General features: G+C 58.8%; 16 protein-coding genes and 1 pseudogene. 4 read left to right on the forward strand and 13 right to left on the reverse strand.

Going from position 1 to position 16934, the window contains the following annotated elements; all coding sequences use genetic code 11:
* The first annotated feature begins 922 nt into the window (after positions 1 to 922).
* Entirely contained in the window at positions 923 to 1111 is a 189-nt protein-coding gene (locus HAP40_RS28750; RefSeq protein ID WP_208024961.1) for a hypothetical protein, read from the forward strand.
* 346 nt (positions 1112 to 1457) lie between these two features.
* Here the strand turns inward: HAP40_RS28750 and HAP40_RS28755 are convergent, their stop codons facing one another.
* A complete protein-coding gene (locus HAP40_RS28755) occupies positions 1458 to 1727 on the reverse strand; it encodes a DUF1488 family protein (protein WP_166814596.1) in 270 nt (89 codons plus the stop codon).
* Positions 1728 to 1853: 126 nt separating this feature from the next.
* Between HAP40_RS28755 and HAP40_RS28760 the strand changes: the two genes are divergently transcribed.
* Positions 1854 to 2237: a hypothetical protein gene (locus tag HAP40_RS28760; RefSeq protein ID WP_166814595.1), complete on the forward strand. Its 384-nt coding sequence runs from the start codon at positions 1854 to 1856 to the stop codon at positions 2235 to 2237.
* A gap of 126 nt (positions 2238 to 2363) precedes the next feature.
* A complete protein-coding gene (locus HAP40_RS28765; protein WP_166814594.1) occupies positions 2364 to 2621 on the forward strand; it encodes a hypothetical protein in 258 nt (85 codons plus the stop codon).
* Between the two features lie 67 nt (positions 2622 to 2688).
* Here the strand turns inward: HAP40_RS28765 and HAP40_RS28770 are convergent, their stop codons facing one another.
* The 10 genes and pseudogenes from HAP40_RS28770 to HAP40_RS28815 all read right to left on the reverse strand — a co-directional run bounded on the left by HAP40_RS28770 (position 2689) and on the right by HAP40_RS28815 (position 13732).
* Positions 2689 to 3222, reverse strand: a complete 534-nt coding sequence (locus tag HAP40_RS28770; protein ID WP_166814593.1) for a hypothetical protein — start codon at positions 3220 to 3222, stop codon at positions 2689 to 2691.
* A gap of 763 nt (positions 3223 to 3985) precedes the next feature.
* Positions 3986 to 5018 (reverse strand): annotated as a pseudogene (locus HAP40_RS28775) (IS110 family transposase).
* A 174-nt stretch (positions 5019 to 5192) separates the two neighbouring features.
* The gene (locus HAP40_RS28780; protein WP_166814592.1) at positions 5193 to 5990 is read right to left on the reverse strand and encodes a class I SAM-dependent methyltransferase; all 798 of its coding nucleotides are present in this window, start codon (positions 5988 to 5990) and stop codon (positions 5193 to 5195) included.
* A 219-nt stretch (positions 5991 to 6209) separates the two neighbouring features.
* Positions 6210 to 6881 carry an MSMEG_1061 family FMN-dependent PPOX-type flavoprotein gene (locus HAP40_RS28785; protein ID WP_208024926.1) on the reverse strand — a complete coding sequence of 224 codons (672 nt, stop codon included), beginning with the start codon at positions 6879 to 6881 and terminating at the stop codon, positions 6210 to 6212.
* A 285-nt stretch (positions 6882 to 7166) separates the two neighbouring features.
* Positions 7167 to 7562: a hypothetical protein gene (locus tag HAP40_RS28790; RefSeq protein ID WP_166819310.1), complete on the reverse strand. Its 396-nt coding sequence runs from the start codon at positions 7560 to 7562 to the stop codon at positions 7167 to 7169.
* 1517 nt (positions 7563 to 9079) lie between these two features.
* Positions 9080 to 9244, reverse strand: coding sequence for a hypothetical protein (locus tag HAP40_RS28795; protein WP_246741275.1), 165 nt, complete (start codon positions 9242 to 9244; stop codon positions 9080 to 9082).
* A 421-nt stretch (positions 9245 to 9665) separates the two neighbouring features.
* Positions 9666 to 10694, reverse strand: a complete 1029-nt coding sequence (locus HAP40_RS28800) for a transglycosylase (protein WP_166814591.1) — start codon at positions 10692 to 10694, stop codon at positions 9666 to 9668.
* 252 nt (positions 10695 to 10946) lie between these two features.
* Positions 10947 to 11420 carry a metallophosphoesterase family protein gene (locus HAP40_RS28805; protein ID WP_166814590.1) on the reverse strand — a complete coding sequence of 158 codons (474 nt, stop codon included), beginning with the start codon at positions 11418 to 11420 and terminating at the stop codon, positions 10947 to 10949.
* 32 nt (positions 11421 to 11452) lie between these two features.
* Positions 11453 to 12127, reverse strand: a complete 675-nt coding sequence (locus tag HAP40_RS28810) for an HAD family hydrolase (protein WP_166814589.1) — start codon at positions 12125 to 12127, stop codon at positions 11453 to 11455.
* A gap of 333 nt (positions 12128 to 12460) precedes the next feature.
* Entirely contained in the window at positions 12461 to 13732 is a 1272-nt protein-coding gene (locus HAP40_RS28815) for a DUF892 family protein (RefSeq protein ID WP_166819308.1), read from the reverse strand.
* A 231-nt stretch (positions 13733 to 13963) separates the two neighbouring features.
* Between HAP40_RS28815 and HAP40_RS28820 the strand changes: the two genes are divergently transcribed.
* A complete protein-coding gene (locus HAP40_RS28820; RefSeq protein WP_166814588.1) occupies positions 13964 to 14164 on the forward strand; it encodes a hypothetical protein in 201 nt (66 codons plus the stop codon).
* On the opposite strand, the gene HAP40_RS28825 is transcribed toward HAP40_RS28820, so the two are convergent.
* On the reverse strand, positions 14161 to 15504 hold the full coding sequence (locus tag HAP40_RS28825; RefSeq protein WP_246741274.1) for an NAD(P)/FAD-dependent oxidoreductase: 1344 nt from the start codon (positions 15502 to 15504) through the stop codon (positions 14161 to 14163). The two genes, HAP40_RS28820 and HAP40_RS28825, sit on opposite strands and share 4 nt — an antisense overlap.
* On the reverse strand, positions 15423 to 16928 hold the full coding sequence (locus HAP40_RS28830) for an FAD-dependent oxidoreductase (protein ID WP_166814587.1): 1506 nt from the start codon (positions 16926 to 16928) through the stop codon (positions 15423 to 15425). Before HAP40_RS28830 ends, HAP40_RS28825 begins: the two co-directional genes overlap by 82 nt.
* Between the last annotated feature and the right edge of the window lie 6 nt (positions 16929 to 16934).

Raw genomic sequence — 16934 nt, forward strand, 5'->3', positions numbered from 1 at the left:
TTCACTAAGGCGGCGGCTACACTTCTCGGGGGCACGGGATGCCAGACTTTAGGGACGGGCATCCTCAGTAGCTGCTCGGCTTTAAAGAGCAGATCAAATGACCTCGCGATCATCTCCCTGTCGCGCTTGGCGGTGGCGCGCATGTAGCCCAGCCCTGTACGGATCTCCTCAGCAATCCGCTCGAAGTCACCTGTCATGATCGGCCCCAGCACGGCAGACCGCTATTAACTTAGGTTACGCCTAACGCTCCCTGCCGTCCATCAACTCTCGACGAGGAAACGGCTCCAGTCTTGAGCAAAACCGGAGCCGCTGTTGCCAATCTTCTGGCCGCAGGTAGGGGATACGGGGACCAGAAGCGAAACACTAAACCCTGAATTGGGGGATTGGTTTCACTGGCGGTCAAATTGAGAACGATGGCCGACAGCTGCGGCGGCCTTACCGCACGCCCATGAGCATGAACAGCGCAGCAATGAACACAGCTGCGCCGAAGACTGCGATGCCAAGGCAGATACGAGCGTGTACAGAATATGGATTAGTATGGGGCTGTTCGATCATGGGCTTTACTTCGGCGGCTGCAAGCCGGGGGAGCGCAACCAATCGCTCAAGTGCGCGCCAGTTTCGGCAACCCTGGCTCGTTGAAGTAAGGCCTCGCGTTCGGCTCCAGCCGGTAGTTGAGAGGCCTGCTCCTTGAACTTCGTCGCCAGGTAGGCCATTCGCTCTTGCAGCGAGACGGTTTGCTTCACTCTGCGGCGGCTCGTCATGGCGCACCCTTTCATGCCCCCAACGAGGTCCGACGGATTCTGTTCCTAAAGCGAAACCAAGGAAACACTGCCTTTTTCGCCGCTCGATTCACATATGCGAATGCATCTACCAAGCTGATGGCCCTCCCCTGCTATGGCTGGGCAAACTAGGAGCTGCTTCGTTGACTGACGAGATCCCACCGCAGAGCCGCTTTTTCGTTCGAATGGGCGGCAAGGGTTGGATGATCTACGATCGAGAACGCAAGGGCCCCGCATACATCGGGGATTACATGGCGGCCAATTTGACGAAGGAGCGAGCTGAACAGTTGCTACGTTCACTTACGGACCCGCGCGCGAAGCCCGCCAACTGAGGCGGCCTTGAGAGTCGTCTGCACGTGGAGCATTCACGGTCGCGTGTACGAAACCACTTAGGCGTCAAGCGAAGCGAAACTGAAACAGTGCAGTCCGATGCTGTAGGGACTAGTTTACGGAGGCTCAGATGCGTAGCCTGATTTTTGGTGTGGCTCTCCTAGCGCTGGCGACCATCGGAAGCTCCGTGTTTATTTCGGCCGCCCTTTCTGCAGCCCGGGATGCAAAAGCAGCGACTATTTCAGATCGGTTCGCACCGCCGACCAAGGTCCTCTCAACGAATTGGGCCCGCATTCTCTGGGCCGAAGCCCCTAGCTCTGCCCTCGAGCCATAAATCCGCAGGAGCCGTTAGCGCGGGGTGAGCTGCTCGGTGTGGACAACGGGCCCAGCCTCCCCCTGGTCGTAGTTCCCGCTTGCGATCAGTTCAATTTTCCAGCGGTACTGCTCAAACGTGCCTCTGACGTCCGTTTGACGGGTACCATCCTTTGCGGCGCGATCGAGCAATGCAGCCCAGGTGACGAAGCAAAGGACTCGCTGTTCGCTGTCGAACATCGCAAACGCGATGCCTTCGAAAAGCTGGAGCTCGGTAAAGCGAGATGGATCCGTAGTAAGGGGCATTCTGATATCTCCAATAGGCAATCCCTCGATTCTGGTGGGTTCTGTCGTTCCTCACAAGGGGTGGAACGGTGAGGCCTTCGGCAAGACCAACCTGATGCGCATGCAGCAGACGGCGCTGCTGGAGAGGTGCACATTCAGACCGCGCAAATTACTCTGGTCGCCGCGGGGCTGCTGAAGGTGCCCGACGCCGGCGCGCTTCTGCGGCGCAACGACTACGCTGGCATCGTCCGGCTGATCGATGTCATTCAGGCCGCAATGCTCGATCGGCTGAAGGGCGGCATGTGCGCGCCGCGACCGCGCGGGCGACTGCACGGCGAAGGGCGTTGTCTTCGCCATCTGATCCGCCTCGACCGGGTTGCAGCTGATGCAGCACTCCGAGGCCCCTCGCATTGTCGCGCAGCGCCGGCCCTGGTCGCTTCGAAGAACACTCTAAAAGCTCCGACGGAAGAAGCGCAAAAGAGAAGAAAAAGGGTGAACGTATACAGCAGACGCGGCGCTGCGTTTCTGTGAAGAAACCTTCAAGCAACCCGGCCGGGACAGATAGTTGGTTCAGATGACCAGCTGCTTCGGCTGAGGCTCGAATGCATTCCCTGCAGTTCGCGCAACCTACGAGCGGTAGACGTGGGAATGAGGGCGATGTTAACGGCGCAACCGGAGAACTTTCGGGCTGAAGAAAAGGTAATGAATCGAGACGAATACGTTAAGCGGAGCAAGGAACACGCGCTCTCGCTACTAGAAGCTGGCCGGGTCCATGAAGCGGTGGCCTCGATGATTACGGATATGAGGGGAAGCTCAAGCTTTGGCGTTCCTCGCGAAATTCACGCAATAGGTATCTGCGCCGCTGCCGCCAACGATGCGGCCGGAGTACGCACCTACATTGAGGGCTTCAACTGACAGCGCTCACCTGAACGGCGCGGACGCGCCCTCCTGGGAGCCTGGGTAGGCCTTTATTGTGGAAGGACTATCGTCGCGCTCCGGCCGCCTCGACCCGGGTGACACTGATGCTCTCGCCCGCGAGGATGCGCGTCTCCAGGCCGCGGCGAACGCGCTTCGGCAGATTCGAAGATGAAAGGGCGACCAAGCCTCGCCATGACAGCCGGGAGGTAATTTCCTCGCGCTCGCCGTAGACTTTGGTAACGCGCATCAACTGCGAGACCGCGGACGCCTCAAGATCAAACTGTCCGCGCACCACTTCGCCGAATTTCCTGTTGTTCGGTGTTTGCTCCCTGAGCACCAGGAGTTTGCGACCCAATTCGATCTTCGCGCTGTTCTCAGCTACCCGAGTTACTGACCGCGGCAGCTTCTTCTCGACCTTTCTGCGTTCCACCTTTGGCTCGGCGAAGATGGTAGAGAGCTCCCGGAAGAGCCCAGCCGCCACACCGTGGCGCTGCGGAAGCACACGGCGGCTTGCCTTGGCTTGGGACCGGATCTGGCCGAGATCGATAGTGTCAATAGCCTCGAGCCAAGCCCCTCTGAGGCCACTCTGGGTGGGCAAGCATCACGTCACTTAAGCCCCGCAGCACGAAGTCATTGTAGTCCGAGCGGGTTTGAACGCGCTTGTCCGCTGCACGATCGACTGCGGCAGTGAAGTGCTCTGGAGCTCGAATCTGAAGTAGCGCGTTAAAGGGCGCCACTCGGGCATGCGACATCGTTTCCACCGTACTGGAATGCCCAAACGCGCAATGTCGTCGTTTACGCGAGTGAGCAACCACCGGTAGCGATCGACCTTCTCGTCAATTTCGACGCACTTCTCGCACATGGTGCCGCCCCGTTGCGGGTATCTGCAAGTTGCTCAATTAACAAATGATAGGAACGTTCCCAACTGGAATTGGCATAGCGAGGTTCTACACAGAGAGACTGACGATAGCGGCACTTGTTATTCAAAACTGAGCTTCTGCTTAGGGTCAAAATCAGCGGTCCCGACCGCTGCAATCAATTTCCGCTCCACACCCAAGAGCCGACGCCCCAACGTGCATTTCGCTGGGCTGCGATGGGCCATGTGTGGACGGCTCCGGGTTGGCAAGGGTTTTCTTTACGCATGCGGCGGTAGTCGGAGCAGCCATGCGTTCGGCCTGTTAGCGCGGTTCACGTGACCGCTGGCCATAATGCCCTCCGCGGATCAGGTCCCGGTCAAAAGCACGCATTCGAAGATGCCATGGCCCAAGTGGGTTGTCCTGATCGCCGGATCGACCGGCGCTGCATTACGTGCTGTTCGCCCTCTCAACCGTTACGTCACACCGGATGTCCGGCGCGATAGGTTACGCCGCGAGCGCGACGGGCTCCCTGTAGCGCTCACCCCTGGCCATCATAGCCCACGCCATCCGAGCAATCTTGTTGGCGAGCGCGATCGCAGCCACCTTGGTGGGTCGGCGCGTCAGCAGTCCCGTAAGCCAAGGCCGGTGCCCCGCGCCATGGATCTTGGCATAGCGGATCACGGCGAGTGCGCCTGCCGCGAAAAGGCTGCGCAAATAGCGATCGCCTTGTTTGCTAATGCTGCCAAGCTTGTCCTTGCCGCCGCTCGAGTTCTGCTTCGGCACGAGCCCAACCCAGGCCGAGAAGTCTCGTCCCGATCGGAAAGCCTTGGGATCGGCAATGCTGGCGATCAGAGCTGTTGCCAGCGCCGGCCCGACGCCGGGGATCGCGTCAAGCCGCTTGCTTGTCACGCTTGATCGATGCCAGGCGATGATGCGTCGGTCGAACTCCAGGATTTGGGCCTTCAGCGCGCGCAATTGATTGCCGAGAGCAGCAAGACAAGCGCGCGGGCCACCTCGGGGAGCCGGTAGTCGGCTCTATCGGCGACGATCTCCAGCAGTTGCTCAACACCCCTGCGCCCGACAGGGGCGACAATCCCGAACTCGGCGAGATAGGCGCGGATTGAATTGATCACGGCGGTCTGCTGACGGATGAAGAGATGGCGCGCCCCGTGAAGCATCAGGCAGCTCTGCTGCTCGACCGTCTTGGTCGGTACAAACCGCATGGTAGGTCTCGTGACCGCTTCACAGATCGCCTCCGCGTCGGTGCCGTCGTTCTTTTGCCGCTTGACGTAGGGCTTCACGTAGGTCGGCGGCATCAATCGTACGGTATGCCCCAACGCCTGCAGCTCGCGAGACCAATGGTGCGATGATGCGCACGCCTCGATGCCTACCAGGCATGGCGCCAGCTTCTGGAAAAATGCCAGGACGTGGCGACGCTTCAACTGCTGGCGCAGCACTACTGGCCGGCCGCATCAACGCCGTGCACTTGAAAGACCGACTTGGCGATATCGAGACCGATTGTCGAAATCGACTGCATAGCTAGCTCCTCCGAATCGTGGGAGCCCTCAAACGGCGCCCACTCCTTGGCACTCTCGTGCCGGTGGAGGAGCCGTCCACAGCATCAAGAACGGACATCGGCGGCCAGATCGGCCATGTCGGAGCGGGCAACCCACCTCTCATCTGTGAAGAGTATTTTCCCTTACGTTCAGTGCTAACGCCGCCCCAGCCCTATGAGGGCCGTCGACACCGAACTAAATCCCTTTGCCCCACCAGAACACACTCGCCTCCTTAGCGCAGTGAGCAGCCGTTCAGCATCTCCGGGATCCAAATTATCCAACGTGCGCCTCAGCCCGGTTCCGCGCGCTTGTTGCCAATACTCCTCGACATCGACGTATTTGAATGAATGAGATTCGATACGTACTGAAACGTCAGTGAACCCCGCTCTAGTCAAGAGGCTTGATAGTTTCTCTGGTTCGGCGATCCAGCCGGGCGCCTGCTCCCTCTTCATGCCCAACTCGTCCACGGCGGCCAGAATTTCGCTTATTTGTGCTACTCTCCATGTCGAAACAGCTAGCAGTCCTCCGGATTTTAGCACTCGTTGGAACTCTCCGAGAGCGTGCAATTGATCAGGAAAGAACATAATCCCAAATCCGCATAGCACACGATCAAAGGCAGCGTCCTTGAACACCAAGTGCTCCGCATCCATGACCTGGGCACGTCCAGGGACACCCCTCCGCGATGCTTCCGCGTTTGTGGCGCACACCATTTCATCCGAAAGGTCGATGCCGACGATCTCACCTGCGCTACTCAAAAGCTCAGCAGTTGGAAAAAAAGCTGCTCCTCGGCCGGTTGCCACGTCAAGTACTCGGTGATCGGGTAATATTTCCGCCGATTCCACCAACCGCCTACCAAAATAGGCAAAGCATCCTGGGCCCGTGTCATACTCCAATGCGGCGGTATCAAACTGCGCTCTAACTCGAGCTTTCTGCGCGGTTGCTTCGCTGTCCATGAAGCCTCCTTCCCGAAGCTGTGTTGGTCGATCAGGATCAATTATGGACGTCCGAGCACAGGCAAGTGCCAGTGTTGCTACAGATGATTACCTATCGGGCCGCATTACGCAATCCGGCCTCAACCGGATATGCATTGTGACCGGGGCTATCTGACCGTCGAGGTTCGCACCGGGTCATGAGGCGACGTTCCTGCCAGCCAGCTTTTGCGAGTCCTCATCCTAGTAAAGACTGGTTCGCACCCGTTCATCCGCGATGGCTTGCATTTCCTGAACCGAGAGTTCGAGTTTCCCGTGTGCGACCATTGCCGATGCAATGGTGAACTGCATGCACTCGGGCTTCCAAGATTCAGGCTTCCAGAGTTCTGACCGCACCATGCACTTCGTGCAATGCGCAAACACCTCCTCGACTCTGACGACGAGTGCCAATTCCGGCACTATTCCCTTGTGCGCCAACTTTTCCCGTAGCCAGGAGTCGCGAACTATCCGCGCCGTCCCATTGATTCTGAGCGTTTCCCCTTTTCCGGGGACGAGAAATACGAGTCCGACCTTGGGATTTTGCAGAACGTTTCGAAATGTATCAGCTCTCCGGTTGCCTGGTCGTTCAGGAATGGCGAGCGTCCAATCGTCGAGCACTTGAACGAATCCAGCCGGATCGCCCTTCGGCGAACAATCCATCCGACCTTGCGAATCCGACGACGAGACAACCAAAAACGGCGATGCGCCAATAAACTCCCGGCAAAGATCGTCAAGCCTGTTGGTGACTTTAGCTAGCACTCGGGAATTTGGTCGCCCAATGATGCTGTCAATCTCGGCCTCGCTGCTCAACACTTCCTTGAAAATAATCGAGGATTCAGACCCGTCCGCATGAGCGACGCTAACGTCCTTTTCCACCAAGGTGGCCTCCTTGCGCGTGAAATGGGGCAGCCGTCCATGTCATCAAATCACAAAGCGCGTCGTTCGACCAAGGCCGAGGCCCGGAAATGTTCGCTTCGGGTCAATAGGCGAAGAACTCAAGCTGAGCAGATATCGTTCGCTCTGCCCCAACGAGCGGACCTGCGTCAGCCGACCCGCAACTTCGCTGATGGGCCAACAGCAGACAGTCCATCGAGGATCGCGGACCGCGAGCAATCCGCGCACAACAGCGAAACAGTTAGCAATCAGTTCTTACAAGGCCGATCAATCGTCTACGCCAAAGTCCGTCAATTTCCAGCCTGATTCATCCTTAGCGAAAGAGTAGATGATCGAGTCGCAAAAGGCAGAGTAAGTAACCACCCCCTTGGGGGATGTGTCCTTGACAGGCTTCTGCTTGGCAAGACACGCCCGGTGCGCAGGTCTGAAAGCACCCTTCCAGATCACAGGAAACTCCGCCGCTCGCCGCAGATCCTGGTAGAGGACAGGATATTTAATCATGTCCGATACGGCCTTCTGGTCGTTCTTGCCGACTGCAGCTTTGAACTGCGTCCAGAACGTTGCGAAACCGTCATCGCTCCCCGCCGCCAGCCCCGGTCCCGCTGATGTTAGCAAACCAGCTACAAACAGCGCCCCGCCGATGACCGGTCCGATCCAATTCACTTTAATTTCTCCAGCATCCACTACCAAACTTGAGACCAGCCAAGCACCAAGACCTCGCGACATCTGTCGCAGGAGAGAACTTGTAGGTTCACAAGGAAAGGTCGCCTGATCTACAACTATTACCTCGGATATGGCTGCTCGAGTGGCCCGGGAAACTGAAAGCATCAGGTCCGCTTTCCACCGCCAATAGCCGACATCACGATAGCTTCAACCTTGTTCGGCTAAGGGCCACAAGCGGAAGTGAGGTCGGCCCTCATCGTAAGTCTCCCAGGCGCCATTCGCCGTTACGGCGCTCGATAGAGCTGGCGACATTCCGTTCAGGCGCGCTCAGTGATGACGCAAGAAGTTTGACGCGAGTGTTTCCTTCCCACCCGGCAAATTCATAGAGCCATTGGCCATCGTCCGGGATTCGGTAGTGCCACTCCTTGAGAGATGGACTGGGTATGCTTGGAACAATATCCATGCCGTTGGGGGTCCAGCGGGACCTACAGACGAGGCGACGGATACGAGCCAGCGTCTGTCCGGCGAATAATGTGGGGGCGCGACGATTGCTACTTCTTCACCCGTTTTGGCTCTTACCAGGAGCCAACTCGCACCTTCCCAATAATCAACCTCGATCAGAATAAGGTCGTGCTCGGCAAAATATCCCGTCAGTTGGTACTTAACGCAGCCGTCCGCGTCGTTAGACTGACACTTCGCCTCCTCGTTGAGATAAATTCTCGTCTTCCCGTTCCTAAACTTCAACTGCAAGCCGTGGCCCACGCGTTGGGCCAAGTCGCCAACCTGCGCCAGACAGGCGTTTTCCGACCGGTCAGTTTCGCCGACCCCCTGGTCCCCAACGCAGCGACCGTCCTGCGACGGATGATCAGAGAAAGAGTAAGGAACGCCAGCAGACGCATCCGCTTCGATCAGCAGAACCGCAGTCGCCGCGGCAAATGCAAGCCGTCTGAGGGAAACCGTCATCGCAGAGCCCGCGTTAGCCAAAGGAGGCCAATCTGATGGCAGAAAATCCCTGTTGCGCGAGTTAATTGCTCCAGTCAAACTTTCCAAGTGTCCGATTTCCGCTTTGGGTCAAGCGCTCCACGATGGCTTTCCGCTCAGCGCTCGGAAGCGGACCGTGCGAGGCCAAGAAGGAAAGTCAGCCACGGGCCAGAACCGGCCGCTTGCTGCACTATCGATGACCGCCGTCGATAGCGTCTCGGCTCTCTGACGTGATCGATAGCCATCGGCGAAGATCAGGCGTTGGTCGCCGAATGCTCTGCTTTGCGCGACATCCTACTTTCCCTTGTTGGGGGCATCTGATGTTCGACACGGCGACCACCGCGCTTTTGCGCGCGGTCTTCGAAGATGGGAATGCTCATTGAACATTGACCCCCATCGGCGGCGTCGAGACCCCTTCAGGACGTTGATTTCATTGAATTGTATGGCGGGACCCGTACGCCGATCATGGTCGAGACCCTACGCCATGCGACTCTCATGACGCCGCCATTTTTTGATGCCGATGCCGCCACTTTATCCTACTTGATCGTCGCGTGGACCGTGATTACCGACGTACCGGACGCCTTCGGCCCTTTACCCGTTGCCTTAATGACGAAGGTGTCGGTTCCTTTGTATCTGCCCTTCGTCTTGTATTCGTAAGTTGCAACGTTGAGCCTTTTCAGCTTGCCGTGCACAGGCTTCAACGAGATCTCCGAGCTACTGGCCGCGCCGCGTACAGTGATCGGGAAAACGCAACTGCTCCCAGACGAGACGCTGATGTCAGCCGTCGAGTTCTCACCCCAATCCGCCAATTCCATTGATCTCGAACATTCCGAAGCTGCTAGCGCCACAGAAATGCAAGTTGGGCCCCACCCCCACAGGATAAGCGCTGAAACAGCAAGGATAGACAACCGCATCCCGCGCCTCCCCGAATAGTGCGAACCACAGACCGTCGCCTTCGCGTGTACTCAGAAACCAAGAGGTGGACCAGCGAATAATGTCCGCTTGTGCCTCGGTAGCGGCCTAGAAGCTTCCCTGCGGGGACGTCCATTCCATAAGGAGACTTCTACCCAGTTGGGTTTGCTTCTCCATGACGGCTAAAGGCAATGCAAGCCGACAACGGAACTATTGGCTTGCCGCCGCAGCGGCGGTCGCCACATATTTCGTATAGAATTCGCCGACCCGGCTGCGCCACATGCCGACGAACGCCTCAGACGTCACATTGTCTACCGATTTCCAGGTGCGCTTGAAGGCCGGAAGTGCATTGCCCCAAATCGCGCGTTTGCACCACCTCTCGCCCTTCTCCTTGCCTTCGCTGGTGGCGCACATGGACTTCCAGGCGATGCGACCGGGCCGGCTGATGTGCTCAGCGGCGCCTTCCCAGCCCTGCTGATGGATCAGGTAAAGATCGCTCATGTCCGGTGTCCGGTGCGTGATCCACTCGAACTGAACCCCTTCGGTAATGATTTTGTAGGCGGCTGCTACGGCATTGTCCCGCGGGCTGCGAATCTGCCCGAAGCCGAACTTCCCGAACTCATAATGGCTCAGCTGAAAAAGGCCGATGTACGACCCGGTGCGTTGATTGGGGTTGAAACCGGATTCGATCTTGGCAACCGCCATCATGAAATTGAAATCGAGACCAAACGCGTCGGACGCGCGCTTGATCTCTTCGGCCGGCGTTCCGACCGGAATGTCCTTGAACGCGCGCAAGACGATCTCCGCCGGTTTCTCGGCGGGCGGCAACTCGGACCAGACGTAGTAGACCAGATAACGGAAATCCTGCGTCGACGCCGCTTTCGGAGCATCGCTGGAGGCATCGGCGTCTGCCGGCAGCGGTTGGACGATATCCTGTCCCAGCGACGCCAATTTTGGCGCAACCGGATTGTCGACGACGTCGGCTCCGGTGTTCAATGGCGCGAAATCTTCTGACGTCACCGAGCCAAGCTCTGCTCTTTCAGCCCGAAGCGCTGCCGCAAGTCTGACGGATGCCTCTGCGTATAAGGCAGGCGTCACAATGTTCGCAGGAGCCGCTATGTTCGCTGCAGCTTCCGCCATGACATCCGGCACCGTCGCGGGCGGTCTGTTACCGGCCGCCAGATAGAGTCCCATGGATGCGATCGCAGCCGCAATGCAGCCGGTCTGCCAAACCTTCATTGCCCGAAGTCCAGGATGGCTTTCTGTGCAAAGGCTGTTCGCATGTTCCTGCGGCCTGTGGGTGAGTCTTCTTCATAGAATCTTAAGGTTTAAATGTGGTGAACAGAGCAGGCTTTCTTCCTCGCCAATCATCAGATGTGTCCCGCTTTGGGTCACAAGGGGCCTGCCGGGAGACGCTCGAGGGGGCGGTTAACGTTTGCCCCATGCGATCCTATGCTTGCGGCCGACACGACAATCGCTCCTGCTCCGCTCTCAGCGCTCTGGCTGCTCTAGGTCGTGGACTTCCGGAAGCGGTCCATCAGACGTAATCTCGATCGTTGCAAGCGTGATCGGCAGCTTGAAGCGTCGGCGTCCGGCGCTACCTGGATTGAGGTAAAGGACGCCTTCGACCGTCTCGACCTTCGGCACATGCGTATGGCCTGAAATGACGATGTCGATACCACGCGCGGCAGGATCGATTTGCAGCGCCTTCAGATCGTGCAACACGTAGATCGACATCCCGGCTAGGCGGACAATCTCTGTATCGGCGTATTTCGCAGCCCATTCGCCTGTATCGATATTGCCCCTAATCGCAGTCACGGGCGCGATCGAGTGCAGCGCGCTAATAATGTCGGCCTTTCCAATGTCGCCCGCATGCACGATGTGATGAACGCCCGCCAGGCGGCCGACCGCTTCTGGCCTTAAGAGGCCGTGGGTGTCGGAAATGATGCCAATCCTGAAAGCCATATCCGGGCTATGCCGCGCGTTGGGTTAGCCGTCTACTGCCCGCACAGTGTTGAAAGGATTGAACGCTCAAACTGTGTCAGGAGCGCTGCAGGTGCATGGAATATCTGGGCACACCCGGCTGCCCGCAACTCCACTTCCTTGAATCCTCCGCAGAGCACACCTATAGTGCGGACCCGTACTTTGGATGCCGCTTGAGCATCGTACGGCGAGTCGCCAATTGCGACCGCACTATCACCGTCGATCGCAAGCTTCTTCAGGACCGCTTCAAAGACGTCCGGCTCCGGCTTGGACTCGTCGACATCATCTGACGAAACGGATACGTCGACCATCTTCGCAATAGCTGCGATGTCGAGATACTTCTGAAGTTCGTCTTTCTTGGCCGATGAAGCAATGGCGATGCGGAGCCCCGCGTCCCGGGCTCGCTGCAGCAGATTGGGCACCGCGGAGAACGGTTGGACCATCGGCAGATATTGAGCTTTGAAGCGTTGGCCGCGCCAAGCGTCGAGCTCCTTGCCGTGATCGCTGCGTTCATCGTCCGACAAGAATACCGGAATGAGCTTATCACCGCCCTTCCCGATTTGACTACGCACCTGCTCGAAGCTGACATCGTGACCGAACTTCACCATGGCTTCGTGCCAAGCCATCGCGTGCAGATCGACGGAGTCCAGCAAGGTGCCGTCCAGATCGAAGATGGCCGCTTTTGGCAAACCGCTTCTCCGCTTAATCAACTTTCGTCTTTCCAAACCACGATGCGGAGCGCGTGTACCTCGCCCTGTGCCGATTGAGATCGGGTGTTCCGTCGCTCCACGAGACAGTACCGCGTTTCAAGCGAATTTCCGACGCGCGCTCTCCAACGAGATAGAGGTCCTGCTCGTCCTGGTCCGAAACAATGACCTTCTCAGGCGGCCGTACACAAAACAAGCGTTCTTGGTGGGCACGATCGCCTAACTTTTCCTCTCGGCACAGCAACGCTGGATTCAAGTTGGCCAAAGACAAGCTCTGAACCTTTTTCTCCGGTCCCGGCGTCGCCAGCGGCTTTATCACTCAGTTTGCTCCACCGCCGCGGGCATCTTCGCGACCGACATCAGGGACCGGGCAACCTGATTGAGTAGCTGATCAGCGTTTTCCTCCTCCGCGAGCGATTTCGACAAGAGGCTGACGATGGCGCTATGTCGAAGCTGCTGGGCGAGATTGCGCGCTGTGGTATAGCCGGCGATCTCATAGTGTTCGACCCTCTGCGCGGCTCCAATGAGTGCGAGGTCGGCCGCGGCGTCTTCTTTCTGTTCACCCTCGGCCATGATTTCCTGACCTTCTTCGACGAGGCCCATCATTCCCTTGCAAGGCTTGGCCCGCGCCGACTTGCCAAGCAGCTCAAAGCATTCATTGATGCGCTCGATCTGGGTTTCGGTCTCGCCGAGATGCAGCTCGAACAGCTCGCGCAATTGATCGAAACGCGCCGCTTGAGCCATCTTGGGGAGTGCCTTCGTCAACTGCTTCTCAGCGTGCAGGATATCGCGAAGTTCGTCCAGCAGCAGATCGCCAAGGCCAGCTTCGTCCACCGGTGATGAGCTTTCGGTGACGATGGCCGTCGCAGGACCGGGTTCGCCGGCCTGGATCGCCGGCGATTCCGTAAAGACCCATTCCCCGCCCTCGTTCCAGGGCCCGCGGGTGTCGATTTCACCATGATCGCCGGTGCCCGTGGAATCGTTGAAAAACTGATCGACGAGCCCGGGGGTCGGGGCGATGCGGCCGATGCTGAAGGCCGGCTTTGCCATGCTCTCGAGCGCGAGCGAAAACGCCTTCATGTGTGTGATTTCACGTGTCATCAGGAATTGCAGGGCGTCCTTGGTGCCGGCGTCGTCGCAGAAATTGATGAGTCGCTCGTAAACGATCTTGGCCCGCGCCTCCGCGGCGATGTTGCTGCGCAGATCCACATCGAGTTCGCCGGTGACTTTCAAATAGTCGGCGGTCCAGGCGTTGCCTTGCGAATTGAAAAGGTTGACCCCACCGCCGCCTGCAATCGCGATCAGCGGATCGGCCTCGGCCGCCTGGCGGTCGAACTTCGCCGGCTTGAGGTGCATGCGGGCCAATGTGCCGACGACCTCAAGATGGCTCAGCTCTTCGGTGCCGATATCCATGAGAAGATCCTTGCGATCGGGGTCTTCGCAATTGAGACCCTGGATCGAATACTGCATGGCGGCTGCGAGCTCGCCATTGGCACCGCCAAACTGTTCAAGAAGCATATTGCCAAAACGCGGGTCCGGCTCATCGACGCGGACGGTGAACATCAACTTCTTGACGTGGTGATACATGGGAGAGCCTCGGCTTGAAGGGAGAAGATCACAGCCGAACGGTCCGGCGCCGCCGTTGTTCCTATCGGGGCCGACCCGCCCGCGCCCCCGCGTCGGTGGCCGGGCCAAGTCCGATGCTGAGATTTCGATTCCCGAAATAATGGGCTGCAGCGATCCGAGCGCCGCCGGTTGCAGGAACGGATGGTTGCCCAACACATTCATTGTTCTGAACGCTTGTAGGAGGAGGATCAAATGGCTAGTGAAGACGCCTTGGGCAAGGTGAAAGAGGTGTCGGAAGGCATACGCGAGACCGCCCGCACAGTCAGGCAAAACCTCGAAGAGGGACAGCCGCCTGGCCAAGCGGTTGCCATTCTGCGCGATGTGGTGCGCGAGGCTCCGCTACCGTCGTTGCTCGTCGCCTTCATGCTGGGCGTGCTGATAGCACGGCGTTAGCCGGAAATATCGCGGTCGATCGCAAGATCATCGAGCAGGGCCGAAGAGCCGCCGGCAAGCAATGTGGTCAGCAGTTCCGCCGCGAGGAAGCTGAAGGTGATGCCGTTGCCGCCATAACCAAAGGCGGCGTATATGTTCTTGCAGCCGGGTACCGTGCCGATCAACGGCAAGCCGTCCTGGGTAGTATCGAAGGCACCCGACCAGGAGAAGGCCACGTGGCTCGATGCATGCGGCCAGAGTACCTTCAGATAGTCCTTGAGCGCCCTCACCTTTGCCGGCGTCGCGTTATCACGAGCCGCGGGCTCGATGAGCGCATGATCATCCTCACCACCAAGAATGATGCGCCCGTCGGCCGTCGTCCGCGCATAATGGTAGCTCCGGCTCGCCTCCCAGATCAGGGCCTGCTCGGGCCACAGATTACCTGGCTGCCGTCGGGTCGCGATGGCCCAGCTGGAAGTTTGCTGCTGGGCAGTGGGCTTCACGATTTCTGGCATCACGTAACCGGTCGCCAGCACCACATGACGTGCTTCGATCGAAAGCCCGCTTTCAAGGCCGACAGTTACCTTCTCGGCCGTGCAATCGTAGGCAACCGCGTTGGCCTTCAGAAGGCGGGCTCCCCGCTGGCGAGAGATATCGAGCAGACCATGCGTGAGCTGCACCGGATCAGCGTCGGCTGCGTCCCTTGACAAAAGGGCACCCGCCCGCGTCATACCGAACCGCTTTAGCAGCGCGCCGTGATCGAGATAGAGAGACGGCAGATCGGCGCGGCTCCTCAGCGCATATTCCTCCTGAATAAGTCGTGGACTGTCATCGACAGCAAGGTAGAGCGAAAGACGTGGCCGCATCTGGCAGGCTATTGCATGATGAGCCACCAACGAGACTAGACCTTGCGCCGCATGGTGGCTGGCCCGATAGCAGCGGATGGCCCTTTCGAAGCCATAGAGCTGCGCGAGTTCAAACGACGGACGGTCGATTTCCCAGAGCAGCATGGCAGTGCTCGCGACCGTACTGCCAAGACTGGGAAGCTCGCGATCGATGATGACCACCTGGCGGCCTTGCCGGGTCAGACGCTCGGCCACCAATGCACCGGTGATACCGGCGCCGATGATCAGAACCTCACAACGGAAGCTTTCGGCAATAGGCTCAATCGGCGATGGCGGCAGGACGGCCCATGGTGTGCGCGGGCTGCGCAAATCCTCCTGCTCGATGTCTTCGTCCTTGAAGATGGATCGCTCCTGGGAATCCTGACCAGATCTCGCTAGACCTTCACCGGCCGCAAAGCAGAAACGGCCGGGGCATTGATCGGCTGTCCGTTGGGCGCAAAGATCGAGCCGTGGCACGGACAATCCCAGCAGCTCTCAAAGCTGTTCCAGTGCAGATGACAGCCGATATGGGTACAACTTGCCGCATGCAGATGTAACTCGCCGGCTTTGTCCTTGTAGGCGGCGACCTTTTCGAGACCCTGGCGCAGGATAGCGCCCTCACCCGGCTTCAGTTCCTCAAGCGAGGCGATTTCACCCGGCGCAACATATTCCGCAAGGTTCTGCAGGATGGTCAGGTTCTCGCGCAGGAAGTTTCGGGCGGCGGCGAGAGGCTTGCGATCAGGGGCATAGACCGACTGCCACGGGTTGTCTTCGCCGAGAATGAGCGCCGTGTTCAACATAGCGCCCATCACACCATGGGTCAGACCCTGGCCGGAATCGCCCATCGCAAGATAGACTCGTTCGCTGCCGGGCTCGCGGCCGATGAAGCCGGCATAATCGATGGTATCGAGCACCTGGCCCGACCAGCGGTGTGTCATTTTGCCAAGAGCCGGGATCAATTCGCGCGCCCAGCTCTCCAGCCGGGCACAGCGCTCGTCGGCATTGTTTGCCTCGCCGCTCTTGTGGTCCTCGCCACCGACCAAAACAAAATCATGATCGTCCGGCCCCGTTTGCAATCGCACATAGTGGTAGGGATCCTCGGTGTCCCAGTAGAGCGCATCCGGAAGCTCACCCCGCGCGATCGCAAAGGCAAGCACATAAGTGCGGTAGGGTGCGACCTTGGTATGCAGTTGCAAGCGGTCGGCAATGGAAGCGTTGGTCGCAATCACGGCTTGCCCGGCCGTGATCTGCCCGTGTCCGGTCCGCAACGTAACGCTGCCATCCCGCTCGGCAATTTCTTCGACCGGACTGTTGGCAAAGAAGCGGACATCGTTCGCCTCGCAGACGGCGGCAACGCCCGCGAGGTATTTGAGGGGATGGAACCTCGCCTGCCGGGGATATCGAAGCACATGGCGACTTTCACATCCCTTGAGTGGCACGCCGACCAGCCGGTGAACCGGTGCGCCGACTTGCTGAACCGCTTCCAGCTCCTGATCGATGACATCGGCCGCCATGCCGTCGCCCTGAAAGAGGTATCCATCCAGTCGCCGGAAGTCGCAGGCGATCGTCTCGCTCGCCTGGACGGCTTCGATCCGGTCGACGGCTTTGGCCTGGCTTTCATAGAAGAGCTTGGCGTTCTCAGCACCTCGCAACTTTCTGAACTCGCTCATCAGATCGTCGCAGAGCGGCGCCAAATGCGCCGAGGTGCGCGCGGTCATGCCGCTTGCGATGCCCTTGCGATCGATGACGATGACCGACCGGCCGCGCTTGCAAAGCTCGTAGGCTGTCGAAAGGCCAGCGATTCCTGAGCCGACCACGGCCACGTCGCAATGCGCATCGCCTTCGAGCTTCCCCGCCTCCGGCAATATCTCCGTATCCATCCATAGCGAGGTGCTGGCCATCCTGAA

The sequence above is a fragment of the Bradyrhizobium sp. 1(2017) genome, assembly GCF_011602485.2.
Lineage (GTDB): Bacteria > Pseudomonadota > Alphaproteobacteria > Rhizobiales > Xanthobacteraceae > Bradyrhizobium.

Excerpts from the sequence above, each read along its gene's own strand:
- HAP40_RS28755 (WP_166814596.1), bottom strand. The coding sequence starts at position 1,727 with ATGCCCCTTACTACGGATCCATCTCGCTTTACCGAGCTCCAGCTTTTC.
- HAP40_RS28765 (WP_166814594.1), top strand. The coding sequence starts at position 2,364 with ATGTTAACGGCGCAACCGGAGAACTTTCGGGCTGAAGAAAAGGTAATG.
- HAP40_RS28780 (WP_166814592.1), bottom strand. The coding sequence starts at position 5,990 with ATGGACAGCGAAGCAACCGCGCAGAAAGCTCGAGTTAGAGCGCAGTTT.
- HAP40_RS28800 (WP_166814591.1), bottom strand. The coding sequence starts at position 10,694 with ATGAAGGTTTGGCAGACCGGCTGCATTGCGGCTGCGATCGCATCCATG.
- HAP40_RS28805 (WP_166814590.1), bottom strand. The coding sequence starts at position 11,420 with ATGGCTTTCAGGATTGGCATCATTTCCGACACCCACGGCCTCTTAAGG.
- HAP40_RS28815 (WP_166819308.1), bottom strand. The coding sequence starts at position 13,732 with ATGTATCACCACGTCAAGAAGTTGATGTTCACCGTCCGCGTCGATGAG.
- HAP40_RS28820 (WP_166814588.1), top strand. The coding sequence starts at position 13,964 with ATGGCTAGTGAAGACGCCTTGGGCAAGGTGAAAGAGGTGTCGGAAGGC.
- HAP40_RS28830 (WP_166814587.1), bottom strand. The coding sequence starts at position 16,928 with ATGGCCAGCACCTCGCTATGGATGGATACGGAGATATTGCCGGAGGCG.